The sequence below is a fragment of the Streptomyces zingiberis genome, assembly GCF_012034935.1.
Lineage (GTDB): Bacteria > Actinomycetota > Actinomycetes > Streptomycetales > Streptomycetaceae > Streptomyces > Streptomyces zingiberis.
In genome coordinates this window covers 79,307-95,701 of record NZ_JAATEN010000025.1, presented here as the reverse complement: position 1 = coordinate 95,701, position 16,395 = coordinate 79,307, and the positions used below count along the sequence as shown (strand labels likewise).

Genomic DNA, 16,395 nt, shown 5'->3' with positions numbered 1-16,395 from the left:
TTCGGTGTTTCCAACCCTACCAGGCGTTCCAGTTCCTTCCGGCCACCATCCGGGGGCACGCAGAAGGCCGAAGTGCGATATGACTTCGAGGAGTTGGAGAGTGCTGTCCGCTTCCGATCGGCTGCTTGCGCCGACGCTCGGTTGCGGGCAGGAGTACGACAGTACAGCGCTCGCGCTCGGCGAAGCAAATCGGTTCGGCGGCGGCACCCGTGTGCCCATCATCTACGCTTCTGGACACGAGGCGCCCAGGCCGCCAGGCGGAACGGCGCTGATCAAATCCCGCTCGAGAGGCTACTCATGACCACCGTGACGTCTCCGGTCACCGGCCGCTCCATCGGACTCGCGGCAGTGCCCGATCCGGTGTTCTCCGACGCGATGGTGGGGCCCGGGACCGCGGTCGACCCCGTGCGTGAACCGTCGGCCGCCGTGGCGCCCGTGGACGGCGTCGTCGTCTCCCTCCACCCCCACGCCTTCGTGGTGGTGGACGAGGAGGGCCACGGGGTGCTGACGCACCTGGGTATCGACACCGTGCAGCTGAACGGGGCCGGGTTCGAACTGCTGGTGTCCAAGGGGGACACGGTACGCCGCGGCGACCCCGTGGTGCGGTGGAACCCGGCCGAGGTCGAGTCGGCCGGCAAATCTCCCGTGTGCCCGGTCGTGGCGCTGGAAGCGTCGGCGGACTCCCTCTCCGATGTCTCCGAGTCGGGGGACGTCACCACGGGCGCCCTCCTCTTCTCCTGGACGTGAGCGTCTCCTGGGCGTGAGCGCGGGCCGTGCCCCGGTTGCACGGCGACATGACATCCACGCGGCATACGGCGGAGACCGGCCGCACCGATCGGAGACGGGTGCAATGGAGACAACGGAGACGACACTCCGAGGCGTCGGGGTGAGCCACGGGGTGGCGATCGGCGAGGTACGGCACATGGGGACGGCGGTGCTGGAACCGCCCGCCAAGCAGATCCCCCATGAGGAGGCGCCGCGCGAACAGGCCAGGGCACAGCAGGCGGTGGAAGCGGTCGCCGCCGATCTGACGGCCCGGGGCAAACTGGCCGGCGGCGAGGCCCAGGCGGTGCTCGAGGCGCAGGCCCTCATGGCGCAGGATCCCGAGCTGATGGCGGACGTCAACCGGCGGATCGCGGTGGGCAGCACGGCGGAACGGGCCGTGTACGACGCCTTCGCCGCGTACCGGGCCCTGCTGGCCGGGGCGGGCGAGTACCTGGCCGGGCGGGTGGCCGATCTGGACGATGTGCGCAACCGGGTGGTGGCGCGGCTGCTGGGCGTCCCGATGCCGGGGGTGCCGGACAGCGACGAACCGTATGTGCTGATCGCGCGGGACCTGGCGCCCGCGGACACCGCCCTGCTCGACCCCACGCTGGTGCTGGGATTCGTCACCGAGGAAGGCGGGCCGACGAGCCACAGCGCCATTCTGGCGCGGGCCCTCGGGGTGCCGGCCGTGGTGGCTCTGCCCGGCGCGTGTGACCTGGGCGAGGGGACGGTCGTCGCCGTGGACGGCAGCACGGGCGAGATCGTGGTGTCCCCGAGCGCCGAGCGGCGGTCGGAGATCGAGTCGGCGGCGGCCGAGCGCCGGGCCGCACTGTCGGCCGTGACCGGGCCGGGCGCGACCTCGGACGGGCACAAGGTGCCGCTGCTGGCGAACATCGGAGGCCCGGCGGACGTGGCGGCGGCCGTCGCGGCCGGCGCCGAGGGGGTCGGTCTCTTCCGGACGGAGTTCCTCTTCCTGGACGGCGGGGACGAAGCGCCTTCCGAGGAGAAGCAGACCGAGGCGTACCGGACGGTCCTTGAGGCGTTCCCCGAGGGCCGGGTCGTGGTGCGGGTGCTGGACGCGGGTGCCGACAAGCCGCTTGCGTTCCTCACTCCGTCCGATGAGCCCAACCCCGCACTGGGTGTGCGGGGGCTGCGGACCCTGCTCGACCACCCCGAGGTGCTGCGAACCCAGCTCGCGGCCCTGGCCCGGGCCGCTGAGGGGCTGCCGGTGTACCTGGAGGTGATGGCGCCGATGGTGGCGGACCGCACCGACGCCAAGGCGTTCGCCGACGCCTGCCGGGAGTCCGGGCTTCGGGCGAAGTTCGGCGCGATGGTGGAGATCCCCTCGGCGGCCCTGCGCGCCCGGTCGATCCTCCAGGAGGTGGAGTTCCTCTCGCTGGGCACCAACGACCTGGCGCAGTACACCTTCGCCGCGGACCGGCAGGTCGGTGCCGTCTCCCGGTTGCAGGACCCCTGGCAGCCCGCGCTGCTCGACCTGGTGGCCCTCTCGGCGGAGGCCGCGAAGGCGGAGGGGAAGAGCTGCGGCGTGTGCGGCGAGGCCGCCTCCGACCCGCTGCTGGCCTGTGTGCTGACGGGGCTGGGCGTGACGAGCCTCTCCATGGGGGCGGCCTCCCTGCCGTACGTGCGGGCGACGCTGGCCAAGCACACCCTCGCCCAGTGCGAGCGGGCGGCCGCGGCGGCGCGGGCCGCCGACACCGCCGAAGAGGCCCGGCGCGCGGCGCAGGTGGTGCTCTCCGGCGAATGATCGCCTGCCCCCGGAGCGGCCGGCGGGACCGGGCGCTCCGGTCACGGCGCCGGTGCCGGCCGGGGGAAGGACGAGCGGCGTCCCAGGGGGCGGTGGCGCAGTGCGGCCACCGCCCCCGCCGCTCAGGGGGTGTCCGGTGGGCAGCAGGGCTCCGGTTCGGGGAGGGGGAGCCCCGGAAGGTGGTCGACGCCCGGCTCGGGAGGGACGGGTTCGCCGGTCTCCGGGTCGGTGCAGTAGGCCGTGAACACCTCGGCCGCCGTCAGCGGCCGCGGCCAGCCGTCGCGCAGGGACCAGCCACGGACCCGGTCACGGCCGCCGGGCACCAGGGTGCGCAGGACGATGCCGCCGGGAACGCCGGTGGCGAGGCCCGCGGCGAGCACCGTACAGAACAGGAGGGTGTCCCCCTCGGAGCCGCCCGGCGTACCGGGCCGTGGTGCTCCGTCCCCGTCCCTCCCGGCCCCCTCCGCTCCGCCCGGGACGGCTGCCCCGCCGGGCCCGCCGGCGTGGAGGACCGCCGTGAGCGGGGCCGGTCCGGCGGGCACGCTGCAGACCAGGTGGTGGGCGCCGGGGCCGGCGGCGCCGACGAGCGCGGTCAGGGCCGCGGTGGCCCGGGCACAGGCGGTGCGGCCGAGGTCCTCCCCGCAGCGCGGGCAGTCACCGGCGGTGGCGAGCAGCAGGGTGGCGAGTTCCAGTCCGGCGCGCCGCTCGGCCGCGTCGACCAGGAGGGGCAGCAGCAAAGGGAGCGGCTTGCCGTCGTAGGGGACGGTGGCTCCGGCCGACGCGATCTCCGCCGTGTACCGGGCGCGGCTGCGGGGGTCGGCGGGGTCGAGACCGCGTTCCTCGCAGTGGGCGTGGAAGCGGACGGGGTCGAACAGGGCGATCGTGGTGTGGCCGTCCCTCGCGGCCAGGATCCGGAGCAGTTCCTCCGTCGTCCGGAGATAGGCGTGGTGGCCTTCGAGTGTGGCGAACGGTGGGTAGCCGCTCATCGCGGCGAAGTCCTCCTCGTCGGCCAGCAGGGCCACGGTGCTCCCCACCTCGGAGAGCAACGGGTGGCGGTTGCCGGCGGCGGGCTTGCGGTGATTCCTGGACGCGGCCATGTCTCCCCCTCGGTTACGGTCGGTTCGCACGGGAACCGGATTGCTCACCGAACGTAACCGAGGGGTCTGACAACGGGACCTCCCGGGACCGTCGGGGCCGCGAGAGGGGCCCCCGAGAGAGCCGGGGAGATCCGGTGCCCGGAGGGGATCAGGGGTCAGGGGCCGGTTTCGGCGCGCCGGCCGGCGAGACGTCCGTAGAACCGGAGGAGTTCGAGGTCGTCCACCGAGCCCGGGTTGACCGCCTTGTCGAGGTCGACGCCTTGCAGCAGCCGTTTGACGGGGACCTCGATGCGCTTCCCCGTGAGGGTGTGCGGCACGCCGGGAACTTCGATGATCTCGTCCGGGACATGGCGCGGTGAGAGGTGTTCGCGCACGGCGACCCGGATCTTCTCGCGGAGGGAGTCGTCGAGCACGGCGCCCTCCGCGAGATGGACGAAGAGCGGCATCCAGTAGCCGCCGTCGGGTTGCTCGACGCCGATGACGAGGGACTCGCGGATCTCGGGGAGGCGTTCGACCGCCTCGTAGATGTCGGCGGACCCCATCCGGACGCCCTGCCGGTTGAGGGTGGAGTCGGAACGGCCGTGAATGATCACGGAGCCGCGGGAGGTGACGGTGATCCAGTCACCGTGGCGCCAGGTGCCGGGGAACATCTCGAAATAGCTGTCGCGGTAGCGGGTGCCGTCGGGGTCGTTCCAGAACCGGACCGGCATGGAGGGCATCGGGTTGGTCACGACCAGCTCGCCGACCTCGTCGGTGACCGGCTCGCCCCGCGGGTCCCACGCCTGGAGATCGGTGCCCAGGCAGGGGGCCTGCAGTTCGCCGGTGTGGACGGGAAGCGTGGGCACGGCACCGGCGAAGCAGCTGCAGACGTCGGTGCCGCCGCTGACGGAGGCGATCCACAGATCCTCGGCCACCTCGTCGTGGATCCAGCGGAAGCCGTCGGGCGGCAGAGGTGAGCCGGTGGTGGCCACGCACTTCACCCGGGAGAGGTCGTGGTCCCGGCCAGGGCGGACGCCGGCCTTGCGGCAGGCCATGACGTAGGCCGCGGAGGTGCCGTGGAAGGTGGCGCCGGAGCGTTCGGCGACGCGCCACTGGGCGCCGGTGGAGGGGTGGCCGGGGCTGCCGTCGTAGAGGACCACGGTGGTGCCGGTGAGCAGGCCGGAGACGAGGAAGTTCCACATCATCCAGCCGGTGGAGGTGTACCAGAAGAAACGGTCACCGGGGCCGAGGTCGCAGTGGAGGCCGAGCTGCTTGAGATGTTCGACGAGGATGCCGCCCTGGGACTGGACGATGGCCTTGGGCAGGCCGGTGGTGCCGGAGGAGTACAGCACCCACAGCGGGTGGTCGAAGGGGACCGGCTCGTAGACGGGTTCGGCGTCGCCGGAGGTGACGGCCTCCCACTCCAGGGCGCCCTCGGGGGCGGGGGTGCCGAGCAGCGGGACGTGCACCACGGCGCGGAGCGTGGGCAGCTCGGCGCGGAGTTCGGCGACGACCGCGGCACGGTCGTGCGTCTTGCCGCCGTAGCGGTAACCGTCGGCGGTGACGAGGACGACCGGTTCGACCTGCTGGAAGCGGTCGAGGACGCTGCGGGCCCCGAAGTCGGGGGCGCAGGAGGTCCACACGCCGCCGACGGCGGCCGTGGCCAGCAGGGCGACCGCCGCCTGCGGGACGTTGGGGAGATAGCCGCTGACGCGGTCGCCGGGGCGGACGCCCAGGCGCCGCAGCTCGGCGGCGAGCGAGCCGACCTGGCGGCGGAGCTCGGCCCAGCTGACGGGGCGGGGCTCATGGCTCTCGTCGACGTGCAGCAGCGCGGGCTCACCGGCGCGCGCCGGGTCCAGCGCCGTGCGCAGCGCGTGCTCGGCGTAGTTGAGGGTGGCGCCGGGGAACCAGGTGGCGCCGGGCATGGCCCGGTCGGCGAGGACCCGCTCGTACGGGGTGGTGAACCGGACGTCGAACCATTCGGCGACCGCCTGCCAGAAGGTCTCGAGCTCGGCGACGGACCAGTGGTGGAGGGCGGCGTAGGAAGCGGCCGGATCGCCGGGGACGGCGTCGGGGGCGCCGAAACGCCCGGCGGCCCAGGACTGGAAGCGGGTGAGCCCGGCGCCCTCGATGCGGCCGGGGCCGGGACTCCACAGCGGCTCGGGCTGCTCGGGCTCAGCTGCGGTCCTCGGTGCTGCGCTGTGCGCGGCGGTCATGGCGGCTCCCGTGCTGTGTCCACGCGTCGTGTGCGTCACCGCCACGGGCACGGCCCGGCCCCCGGGATGGTGGCCGGGGACGTGCGCGGTGCGCGGCGGCTGTGCAGGACGATGCCATGCGCGCGCTCCCCACACCAGGGCGGGACGGCCACAGGGCACCCCCGGATGGTGTGCCGCGCCCACACGCCGGGGCCGCCGGGTGGTGCGATGACGGGCCGGCGAGCCGGCGGCGTGACGGTCCCCCGCCCCCGTCGAATGCCGGGTGAACGACGGTTGAACAGCGCCCCGCGCGGGACCGCCGGCTGCCAGGCTGACCGGCATGGACGGACGTGGCCCGGTGGGGCGGGTGGAGGCCGTGGGCGCGGTGCGGCGGGCGTGGTGGCCCCCGGGGTGGGCCCGGCGCGGTGGCCGGGGGAGGACGGCGGTATCGGCCGCGCGGCGGGAACGGGCACGGGTGCCCGGCGCGGCCCTCGGCGCGGAGCCGCTGCCCGGCGGCGGAGTGGTGCGGTTCGCGCGGTCGTCGCTGCTGGTGCGGGTGACGGTGGACGGGGCGGTCCGCTGCGCCTGGGACGGCGCCGGCCCGCCGCCCGTGGGGGCGCCGGAAGGCGGCCGGCCGGCGGCGGACGCGCGGGCGGAGCTGGAGCCGGACACGGACGGCGGCTGGCGGGTGGTGGCGGAGCGGGTGACCGTGACCGTGTCCCGGTACGGCGCCGTGGAGTTCCGCACCCCGGGGGGCGTGGTGCTGCGGCGGGACCTGCCGCCGCGCTGGTGGGACGCGCTGGACCCGGCGGACGGTGGGTCACGCTGGTCGGTGCTGTCCCAGGTGGCGGCGGACGCCCGGTTCCACGGTCCGGCCGGCCGGGCGGCGTGGCCCCGGCTGGGGGACGGGACCTACCGGCTGGGCGGCGGTCCGGCGACGGCTCACAGCGGCGGCCGGCTTCCCCCAGCCGTGCCCGTGCAACTGGTCGTGGCCCCCGCGGGGGCGCACCTGGTCCGCCACGACAACCCCGGAGGCGGCCGGATGCGGCTGAGGCAGGGCGTGGAGGGCGCCGGCTCCGGACACGACCGCCCCGGCACCAGCGAACTGCGGCTCGACGGCGGACCGCTGTGTTTCTGGGCCGTGGTCGGCTCCCCGGCGCGCGTCCTGCGGAGCTGGGCGGCGCTGCCGCGGGACACGGGCCGGACGGAACCGGCGGGCCCCGGGAGCGGCGCGGGACTCCACGCGCCGGGCCACGCGGCGAGGTCCGGTTCTCCGGCCGGCCGGTGACGGACGACGGTGCGGGGTGCCCTCACCCCCAGCGGTGCGGGAGGCTTACGGGTTTCCGGGCAGGCGCGGCTGCGGTAGGGAAGACGCATGCCTCTGGTGTCTCTCCGCGCCGTACCGCCGCGCTCCCGGCGGCGGTCCCGTCCCGGCCCTCGTCCCGGCTCCCGGCGCGGGGGCCCGCGCCCCGGGCCCGCGGTGGCCGCCGCTCTGCTGCTGCTGCTCGCGACCGGGGCTCCGGCCGCGGCGGCGGGGACCGAACGGGCCGCCCAGAACCGTGAGCCGCGCGCTCCCCGGGACTTCACCGACCTGCGCGCCGTCGCCCCGACCGTCCTCCACGACATCCGCTACACCACCCGGCACAACTTCACGGGTGTCCCGGTCGACGGCTACCGGGAGCCGCGGTGCCTGCTGACCCGGCCCGCCGCCGAGGCGTTGCGGACGGCGCAACGTCACTTCCTGGCCCGCGGCCACACGCTCAAGGTCTACGACTGCTACCGGCCGCAGCGGGCGGTCGACCACTTCGTCCGCTGGGCCGCGGACCCGGGCGACCAGCGCATGAAGCGGGAGTTCTACCCGGATGTGGACAAGTCCCGGCTGTTCGAGGACGGTTACATCGCCGAACGGTCCGGGCACAGCCGTGGCTCCACGGTGGATCTCACCCTGGTGAAGCTGCCGCCCCGCCCGGCGCGCCCCTACCGGCCGGGAGAGCCGCTGGTCCCGTGCACGGCGCCCCGGGACGAACGCTTCCCGGACAACTCCGTGGACATGGGGACCGGGTTCGACTGCTTCGACAGTCTCTCCCACACCCTCGATGAGCGGATCGGCGGCGAGCAGCGCCGGAACCGGCTGCTGCTGAAGGAGGGCCTGGAGCGGGTGGGCTTCGTCAACTACCCCCTGGAGTGGTGGCACTTCACCTACCAGCCGGAGCCTTTCCCGGAGGACTACTTCGACTTCCCCGTGGACCGGCGCGCGCTCGCCGGCCCGCCGCACCGGCCGTGACACCCGGGGAGCCCACCGGTGCCGCCCGCCGGGACGGCGTTCAGGTGGAGGCCGGCTCCGGCTCGCCGGAGACGGTGGCCAGGGCGTGCTCGACGACGGAGACCAGCACTTCCTTGGCCGAGGACCGCTCCCGGACGTCGCAGAGGATCACGGGGGTGCCCGGCCCGAGGTCGAGCGCCTCGGCGACCACCCCGGGCGCGTAACGGTCGGCGTCGTCGAAGCAGTTGACCGCCACGACGAAGGGGATGCCGCGGCGCTCGAAGTAGTCCACCGCGGAGAAACTGTCCCCGAGCCGGCGGGTGTCGGCCAGCACGACCGCGCCCAGGGCGCCCTGCGCCAGCTCGTCCCAGAGGAACCAGAACCGGTCCTGGCCGGGGGTGCCGAAGAGGTACAGCACCAGGTCGTCGCGGAGGGAGATCCGGCCGAAGTCCATGGCGACCGTGGTGGTGCGCTTGTTCTCGACCCCGTCGAGGGAGTCCACGGGCCGTCCGACCTCGGTGAGCATCTCCTCGGTGCGCAGCGGCTTGATCTCGCTCACCGTGGAGACCAGGGTCGTCTTGCCGACGCCGAAGCCGCCCGCCACCAGGATCTTCAGCGTCACGGGTTCGACGGCGGCCGCGCGTCGGTGTGCAGAGCGCCCGAAGACCATCGATCTGTTCCTCCGTGTCATAGGGGCCGCAAGTCGCGAATGCTCCCGTGCGCCGCCGCGGGCCGCGGGACACCGGCCGGGTCGCGGCGTGGGCGACGGGCCGGAACACGCCCGGCCGGCCGGGCAACTCCCCCGGGGCAAGGGATCGTTCCCGATGGACTGTAGTCCCGGCAAGTACCTGGCGTGTCACCGCCTCCCCGCGGAACCCGCCCGGGCGCGCCGTCGCCACCGTCAGACACGGTTGACGGCGACCTTCAGGGCCCCCGTCTCCCCCGGGCGGGAGAACACGTCGTACGCCTCCTCCATCGCGCCGAGCGCGAAGGAGTGCGTGATCAGCTCGGAGACGGCGAGCCGTCCGCCGGCCAGCATCCGCAGCAGCGCCGGGGTGGTGGCGGTGTCGACCAGACCGGTGGTGATCGTCAGGTTCTTGATCCACAGGTCTTCCAGGTGGAGCGTGGCCGGCTTTCCGTGCACCCCGATGTTGGCGACATGGCCGCCGGGGCGGACCAGGCGGGTGCAGCGCTCGAAGCTCTGCGGGACGCCGACGGCCTCCATCACCACGTCGGCTCCCAGACCGTCCGTCATGGCGCTGACGGCGCTCTCGACGTCCTCGTCGGCCTGGAGGACGTCGTCGGCGCCGAGCCGCTTCGCGGCGTCCAGGCGGGAGGGGGCCAGGTCGACCACGACGATCCGGCCGGGCGAGTACAGCCGCGCCGTGACGACGGCCGCCAGGCCGATCGGCCCGGCACCCACGATGACCACCGTGTCACCGGGGGTCACCCGGCCGTTGAGGACGCCCACCTCGTGTGCGGTGGGCAGGATGTCGGCGAGGAGGACCGCCTGCTCGGCGGGCACGTCCTCCGGCAGCTTGTGCAGGGAGAGATCGGCGAACGGGACACGCACGTACTCGGCCTGCGCGCCGTCCACGAGGTGACCCAGGATCCAGCCGCCGCCGTTCCGGCACTGGCCGTAGGCGCCCTCGCGGCAGTAGCGGCAGCGGCCGCAGCCGGAGACGCAGGAGACCAGGACGCGGTCGCCGCGCGCCACACCGGCCACGGCGTCCCCCGTCTCGACGACCTCACCCACGGCCTCGTGGCCGAGGACGGTGCCGGGACGGACCTCCGGCACGTCCCCGGCGAGGATGTGCAGGTCGGTTCCGCAGATGGTGGTGGTGTCGACCCGCACGATCGCGTCGGTGGCCTGCTGGATACTTGGGTCCGGGACCTCGTCCCAGGAGGACCGGCCGGGGCCGTGGAAGACAAGGGCTCGCATGGTGACTCCTCCGTCTCGGAGGGCGCCGTCCGGGGGCGCCGCGTTGTTCCTGGTTGTCGGGGGTCTGAGAATCCGGGAGTTCCGGGACTCGGGGTATTCGGAACTCCGGGGCCGGCACGCGCACGGGGATCCCCGGTTTCCCGGACCCGCGTCCCGCCCGCGGCCCCCTGGTGCCCGGGAGGCCCGCCGGGCACCAGGGGGGCGGCGGTCCTCAGGAGTGCGGGACGACGGCTACGGGGGCCCGTGCGTGGTGGAGCAGGGCGTGGGCCACGGAACCGATCCGGGGCGAGAGCGGCGCCCGGCGGATGCGCCGCCCGAGGACCACCAGCGAGGCGCCGTCCGCCGCCTGGAGGAGGTGGTGGGCGGCGGACCCGACCTCCGCTTCCTCGGCCACCTCCACGCCCGGGAACTCCGCGCGCCGGCGGCCCAGCAGGGCGCTGAGCGCGCTCGCCTCGTACCGGGTGATCTCCCCCGCGTCGGGGGCGATGTCGAACGGCGGGTAGGCGCCCACGGCCGGCGGGGTCGCCCAGGTCTCGGCCGGCGGCAGGCGGTAGGCGTGGACGGCGCGGAGCACGGCGCCACGCCGGCGGGCCTCCTCGAAGGCGAAGCGGATCACCTCGTCGCACGGCTGGGCGAGGTCCACCCCGACGACCACCTCGCCGGGGCCCTCACGCGCGGACGCCGTGGCCCGGCGCCCGTCCCCGGCCTCGCCCCGGGGGCCGGGCGGTTCCGCCCGCTCCGGTTCCTCGGGCCCCGCGCGTACCAGGACGGCCGGGTGGGTGGCGTGCGCCAGTGTGGCCAGCGCGACGGAACCGACGAGGAAGCCGCGCACCCCGCCGAGCCCGCGGGAGCCCAGGACCAGCAGATCGGCGGTGTGGGCGATGCCCTGCAAGATGTCCGCCGGGCTCCCGGTGAGCTCATCGGCGGTGATCTTCACCTCGGGGTGGCGGTCCCGGAGTCCCGCGACCACCTCCTCGGGGAGTCCTCCGGCCGACCGGTGCCGGGCCCCGGTGGGGTGCCGGGTGCCGGTGGCCCGGAACGGGGCCTGGAGGGCCTTGGACTCCTTCGGCCGGACATGGACCAGACGCAGTTCCACGCCGCGCAGCCACGCCTCGCCGGCCGCCCACTCGCCGGCCGCCGCGGCCTCGGGTGAGTCGTCCAGGGCGGCGGTCACCGTGCTGTTCATGCGTCACCTCCGGAGGTGAGCGGCCGGCCCGCCGCACGGGCCGCGCCGAAACCCCCCTTCGGTCCCCTGCCGGCGCTGTTCCGGGCCGCCGCGCGGCGGGCCGGAATGTCCGTTCCGTCCCACGAGTCCCCCGATCCCGGCCGGGTAACCGGATCCGGAGCGTCCGCGGGCGGGCCCCGGGCACCTGGGCCGGACGGCGGGACCGATGCCCCCGGACGGTGGAATTCCGCCCCCACCTCGCGAGGCACGTCAGCACGCCGCCACCTCAGCGGTACCGACCCCGCTGACCTGCGGAGGAACCGGGCCCGGCGGCCACGCGACCCGGGCCTGCCGCCCCGGTCCGGCCGGTCCCGCCCGGTCCGGAACGGGCCCGCGGGGCCGGCCCGGGCCGCGGCACGGGAAAGAACGGAGGGGTGGAGGAGTCCGGAGGTCACCGCGCGGCTCCCCGCCCTCGTCCCGCCCGGTCACGGAATCCACCGTGGATCCTCTGGAGGTCGCCGGCATGAACGCTCCTGTCACCCCCGTCACGGTCGGGCTGGACGGCTCACCGGAGAGCCTCGCCGCGGCCGCGTGGGGCGCCGCGGAGGCCACGCGCCGGGCGCTGCCGCTGCTGCTGCTCCGCGTCCAGCCGCGCACTCCGCCGCCGCTGTCGGACAGCCCGTACCACCGGCACCAGGAGGAGCGGCTGCTGCGGGAGAGCCGGGAAGGACTGGAGGGGAACCACCCGGGACTCACCGTCACGACCCGCCACCTCACCCACCAGGACCCGGTGCAGGGCCTGGTGGCGGCGGCCGAGGAAGCGGAGCTGCTGGTCCTGGGGTCGCGTGGGCTGACCGGGATGACGGGTTTCCTGCTCGGCTCCGTCGGGCTGGCCACCGCGGCGCGTTCGGCGCGGCCGGTGGTGATGGTCCGCAACGCCCCGGAGGCCCCGCCGTCGGGAGAGGTGGTGCTCGGCTGGGACGTGCGGCACCCGAGCGAGGCGCTGCTGGAGTTCGCGTTCGGCGCGGCCGGACGGCGCGGTGTTCCGCTGCGCGTGGTGAGCGCGTGGGCGCCGGTGCCCGCGCTGCGCTACGAACCGAGCACGGCGGCCGGGATGAACCTGGAACCCACCGACGACGAACTGGTGAGGGAACGGCTGGAGAGGCTGGGCGACCTGCTGGGGCCGTGGCGGGCGGCCCATCCCGGGGTGGAGGTGGTGCCGGCGGTGCCGCTGGGCAGCGCGGGCCGGGAGCTGGTCCGGGCCGCTGCGGGCGCGAGCCTGGTCGCGGTGGGCCGGAGACGGGCGGCGCTGCCGCTGGGGCCGCGGCTCGGCTCGGTGGCCCACGCCGTGCTGCACCACGCGTCCGCGCCGGTGGCCGTGGTGCCCCACGACTGACCGGCCGCAGGCGCCCTGGGGCCGTGCCCCGTTCGCCGCTCCCCCGCGGGTGGGGAGGGAGCGGCGAACGGGGCGCGGCGGGCCCGAGCGCGTCAGAGCGCGCGGAGGCCGGCGATCACATCCCGCAGGATGGATTCGTCCGGCAGTTCGGCCGGCGGCACCGGCCGGGAGACGCCGACGAGCCCGGCGTCGAGGAGATCGCCGATGAGGACGCGGACCACGCCCACCGGCAGGTCGAGGTCGGCGGCGAGTTCCGCCACCGACAGCGGGGTCTCCCGGGACCGTTCGACGATCTCGATGTGCTCCGGGGAGAGGGTCTGGTCCACGGCCGACCGGCCGGAGTGGAGGTCGGTCCCCATCCGGTCGGTGGCGACGACGACGGCGATGAGGTCGAGCCGCTCCTCCGCGTGGCTGCGGGTGCGGCCGCGGGTCATCGCGTAGGGCCGGACGACCGGTCCGGCCTCGTCGTCGTACCAGTGCCCTTCCCCCAGAGCGCCTCCGCTCATGGCCTCCCCCGTCACCCTCCGCCGGCCAGGTCGTCGCGCGGGGCGGTGCCGAGGTGCGTGCCCACGCGCTTGACCAGCAGCGTCATCTCATAGGCGACCTGGCCGACATCGGAGTCGGCGTCCGCGAGCACGGCGAGACAACTGCCGTCCCCCGCTGCGGTGACGAAAAGGAAGGCGTCGTCGAGTTCGACGATGGTCTGCCGGACCTTGCCCGCCTCGAAGTGACGGCCGACGCCGCGCGCCAGGCTGTGGAAGCCGGAGGCGACGGCGGCGAGGTGCTCGCCGTCCTCCCGGCCCAGGTCCTTCGACGCTCCGGTGGGCAGCCCGTCACGGGACAGCACCAGGGCCTTGCGGATGGTGCCGACGCGCTCCACCAGCTCGTCCAGCAGCCAGCTCAGCTCGCCGGCTCCACCCCGTGCGGCGTTGCGTCCCGTGGCCTGCGGTGAGGTCATCGACCGTCCCCTTCATATGTCGTTCCTGGTGCTGTGCCCCCCGTGTGCCCGCCGTCCCCGGTGGTTTCACCGGAGACCCGCCGGCCGCGCTGCCAGCCGCGCTGGAGGGAAGCCATCCTGGCCCGCACCTCCTCGGCGTCGCGGTCGTCCCCGGGATCCGGGGAGTGCGGGCGGCGCTCCGGCTCCGGCGGGAGGCCGTCGCCGGGGTCCGCCTTGAGCTGGGGGGCGAGGCTGGCCTGGCGTACCCGCTTGGGCAGTCCGGCCGGGCCCGGCGGGTGCGGGGTGCCGCGGCCGCCGGGGCCGGTGGCCGTCCCGCCGGTGTCGTCCCGGTCCGGGCGCTCGCCGGGCGGGGTGCGGCGGCCGCCGTCGACGCTCCGCCCGTGGTCGTAGACGAGCACCGGGGTGCCGCGGCGGGGCAGCGACAGCGGCCTGCCCCGCCCGCCGGTGGTCTCTTCCTCGTCGCGGGCCTGCTGGTGCTGCTCCACCGGGGAGCCGGGGGACGGGGCCGGCCGGGCGCCGGCTCCCGTGGTGGTGCCGGCAGGGCCGGACCGGCCGCGGGGGCGGTGGGCCACCCCCGCGTCGTGACCCGCCCCGCCGTCCGGCGTGGCGGGGGCCGGCGGTTCCACCGGCCCGTCGAGCGCCGGCACACCGCGCCGCGGCGCTCCGTCCAGCTGCACGGGAACCTGCGCGAGCGCCGCCAGCCGGGCCTTGCCGTTCCCGCCCCGGACGGCCTGCCCTCCGGTGTCCTCGTCCCGCCCGGAGCCGGCGGGTGACGCCTTCTCGCTGAGCAGCGATCCGGGGATGAAGACGACCGCCGTGGTGCCGCCGTACGGCGAGGGCTGCAGGGAGACCCGGACGCCCTGCCGCCGGGCGAGGCGGCTGACGACGAAGAGGCCGAGCCGGTCGGTGTCGGAGAGCTCGAACTCCGGTGTCTCCGCGAGCCGGAGGTTGGCCTCGAGCAGCGCTTCCTGGGCCATGCCGAGACCACGGTCGTGGATCTCCAGGGTGAAGCCGTTGGCGACCCGCTCACCGTGCACCTGGACGGCCGTGTGCGGGGGTGAGAAGACGGTGGCGTTCTCCAGGAGCTCGGCGATGAGATGGGTGAGGTCGGCGACGGCGGGGCCGGTGACGGCGAGCCGCGGGAGGCGGCGGACCTCGATCCGCTCATAGTCCTCGACCTCGGCGACGGCCGCCCGGACGACGTCCATGAGCTGGATGGGCTTGCGCCACTGCCGGGCCGAGGCGGCGCCGGAGAGGATGACCAGACCCTCGGCGTGACGGCGCATCCGGGTGGTCAGGTGGTCGAGCTTGAAGAGGTCGGCGAGTTCGTCCGCGTCCTGCGTACGGCGCTCCATGGTGTCGAGCAGGGAGAGCTGCCGGTGGAGCAGCACCTGGCTGCGGCGGGCGAGGTTGACGAAGACCTCGGAGACGCCGCGGCGCATGTCGGACTGTTTGACGGCCGCCTCGACGGCCGCCCGCTGCAGGGTGTTGAGCGCCTGTCCGACCTGGCCGATCTCGTCCTGGCCCCAGCTGCGGCGGGGGGCCTCGGTCTCGACGTCGATCTGCTCCCCCGCGGCCAGCCGGCGCATGACGGCCGGCAGCCGCACGCCGGACATCTCGTGTGCGTCACGGCGCAGCCGGCCGAGGTCACGGATCAGGCCACGGCCGATCCGGAAGGAGACCGCGAGGGAGGCCATCACCAGCAGGAAGCCGAGCACTGCCACCGCCGCGGCCTGCAGCAGCACCCGGGTGACGAGGGGCTCGACGCGCTCCTGGTAACGGCCGATGGCGGACACGCCCATCCGGTCGAGGTCGGTCAGGGCACTCTCCGCGGCCGCCTGCCACCGTTCGGGGTTGACGTCGTCCAGGCCCTCCGGCCCGGCGGCGATCAGCTTCTCCTCGGTGGCGCGCAGCTGGGCGGTCTCCGAACCGGACCAGTATCTCTCGTAACGTTCGCGCTCCTCCGAAGGGACCAGGGGGAGGTTGAGGTCGTAGAGGAGCTTCCGTTCGGCGACGCGGTCGGCGACCATGCGCAGGTCGCCGGCGGACACGGTGCCGGCGGTGAGGGCCGCGGCCAGCAGGGAGTCCTCGCGTGCCAGCGCCTCGCGGGCACGGATCAGGCCGATGTAGGCGCGTCCCTCCTGGTCGAGTTCGAGTTCGTCCAGGGCGTAGGCGTGCAGGGCCAGCAGCAGGTCGTGCGCGGGGTCGACCAGTTCGCCGTAGGCGGCGAAGGCGTCCTGGGGGGCGAGGGTGCCCTGCTCGGCCTTGCGCCGCACGGAGTCGATCCCCTCGACCTCGTCCAGCAGGGCGCCGAGCCGCTGCCGGGCGCCCGGGTCGGAGGCGATCTTCTCGGCGACGCCCTCCCCGGCCAGGGAGTCCCGGAAGCGGGTCAGCGCCTCGTCCGTGGCACCCTCGGTGGTGTGCAGCTGGGAGAGGCCGTCGGAGCTTCGGGGATCGGCCAGGTAGACCAGGGCCTGCCGGCGCTCCTGCTGGAAGGCCTGGGCGAGTTGCTCGGCGGGGATGCCGACACGTTCGATGAGCGGGCTGATGTCCAGCAGCTGTTTGGCCTGGCTGCCGGAGAGGACGGTGGCGAGGGACCAGACGCAGATGAGGGAGGCGAGGGGGACGAGCAGGAGCGCCACGATCTTCCTGCGGATCGACTTCCCGCGAAAGCGCATGGCCTCCCCCACGTCAAGACCGGCTCACCGCCGGAAGTCCGGTTCCGTATCCCCTCTGCAAACGGCGTGAGCCTACTACTGCGAGGGGGACAACTCGAAGACCCGTCCGAGCATCCACCGAGGTACCGGGGAACCCGCGACCCGGAGTTGTCCGTTGATTCCAGGACATCACACCGGCGGCTCCGGTGGAGG

General features: G+C 74.8%; 12 protein-coding genes and 1 pseudogene. 5 read left to right on the top strand and 8 right to left on the bottom strand.

Annotated elements, in window-relative coordinates:
- The first annotated feature begins 297 nt into the window (after positions 1 to 297).
- Entirely contained in the window at positions 298 to 747 is a 450-nt protein-coding gene (locus tag HCK00_RS24100; protein WP_168104141.1) for a PTS sugar transporter subunit IIA, read from the top strand.
- A gap of 103 nt (positions 748 to 850) precedes the next feature.
- On the top strand, positions 851 to 2,530 hold the full coding sequence (ptsP, locus tag HCK00_RS24095; RefSeq protein ID WP_168104140.1) for a phosphoenolpyruvate--protein phosphotransferase: 1,680 nt from the start codon (positions 851 to 853) through the stop codon (positions 2,528 to 2,530).
- A gap of 122 nt (positions 2,531 to 2,652) precedes the next feature.
- Here ptsP and HCK00_RS24090 read toward each other — a convergent pair whose 3' ends face one another.
- The gene (locus tag HCK00_RS24090) at positions 2,653 to 3,627 is read right to left on the bottom strand and encodes a DUF8829 domain-containing protein (RefSeq protein WP_168104139.1); all 975 of its coding nucleotides are present in this window, start codon (positions 3,625 to 3,627) and stop codon (positions 2,653 to 2,655) included.
- Positions 3,628 to 3,782: 155 nt separating this feature from the next.
- Positions 3,783 to 5,822 (bottom strand): acetoacetate--CoA ligase, encoded by a 2,040-nt coding sequence (locus HCK00_RS24085; protein WP_168104138.1) that lies wholly within the window; start codon positions 5,820 to 5,822, stop codon positions 3,783 to 3,785.
- Between the two features lie 319 nt (positions 5,823 to 6,141).
- On the opposite strand from HCK00_RS24085, the pseudogene HCK00_RS24080 reads away from it, so the two are divergent.
- Both HCK00_RS24080 and HCK00_RS24075 read left to right on the top strand, forming a co-directional pair.
- Positions 6,142 to 7,071, top strand: a pseudogene (locus tag HCK00_RS24080) (glycosyl hydrolase); the annotation flags it as partial.
- A gap of 105 nt (positions 7,072 to 7,176) precedes the next feature.
- A complete protein-coding gene (locus HCK00_RS24075; protein ID WP_168104136.1) occupies positions 7,177 to 8,085 on the top strand; it encodes a M15 family metallopeptidase in 909 nt (302 codons plus the stop codon).
- Between the two features lie 40 nt (positions 8,086 to 8,125).
- Here the strand turns inward: HCK00_RS24075 and HCK00_RS24070 are convergent, their stop codons facing one another.
- The 3 genes from HCK00_RS24070 to HCK00_RS24060 form a co-directional block, all read right to left on the bottom strand.
- Entirely contained in the window at positions 8,126 to 8,734 is a 609-nt protein-coding gene (locus HCK00_RS24070) for a GTP-binding protein (protein WP_168104135.1), read from the bottom strand.
- Positions 8,735 to 8,965: 231 nt separating this feature from the next.
- Entirely contained in the window at positions 8,966 to 10,006 is a 1,041-nt protein-coding gene (locus tag HCK00_RS24065; RefSeq protein ID WP_168104134.1) for a zinc-dependent alcohol dehydrogenase family protein, read from the bottom strand.
- 211 nt (positions 10,007 to 10,217) lie between these two features.
- Positions 10,218 to 11,192, bottom strand: a complete 975-nt coding sequence (locus tag HCK00_RS24060) for a universal stress protein (RefSeq protein WP_168104133.1) — start codon at positions 11,190 to 11,192, stop codon at positions 10,218 to 10,220.
- A 478-nt stretch (positions 11,193 to 11,670) separates the two neighbouring features.
- Between HCK00_RS24060 and HCK00_RS24055 the strand changes: the two genes are divergently transcribed.
- Positions 11,671 to 12,567, top strand: coding sequence for a universal stress protein (locus tag HCK00_RS24055; RefSeq protein WP_311765460.1), 897 nt, complete (start codon positions 11,671 to 11,673; stop codon positions 12,565 to 12,567).
- Between the two features lie 92 nt (positions 12,568 to 12,659).
- On the opposite strand, the gene HCK00_RS24050 is transcribed toward HCK00_RS24055, so the two are convergent.
- The 3 genes from HCK00_RS24050 to HCK00_RS24040 are packed head-to-tail and all read right to left on the bottom strand — an operon-like array spanning position 12,660 to position 16,203.
- Entirely contained in the window at positions 12,660 to 13,073 is a 414-nt protein-coding gene (locus tag HCK00_RS24050) for a DUF742 domain-containing protein (RefSeq protein ID WP_168104132.1), read from the bottom strand.
- Between the two features lie 11 nt (positions 13,074 to 13,084).
- Positions 13,085 to 13,525 (bottom strand): roadblock/LC7 domain-containing protein, encoded by a 441-nt coding sequence (locus HCK00_RS24045; protein WP_168104131.1) that lies wholly within the window; start codon positions 13,523 to 13,525, stop codon positions 13,085 to 13,087.
- Complete coding sequence (locus HCK00_RS24040) at positions 13,522 to 16,203, bottom strand: nitrate- and nitrite sensing domain-containing protein (RefSeq protein ID WP_168104130.1); 2,682 nt, start codon at positions 16,201 to 16,203, stop codon at positions 13,522 to 13,524. Before HCK00_RS24040 ends, HCK00_RS24045 begins: the two co-directional genes overlap by 4 nt.
- Positions 16,204 to 16,395: the final 192 nt, after the last annotated feature.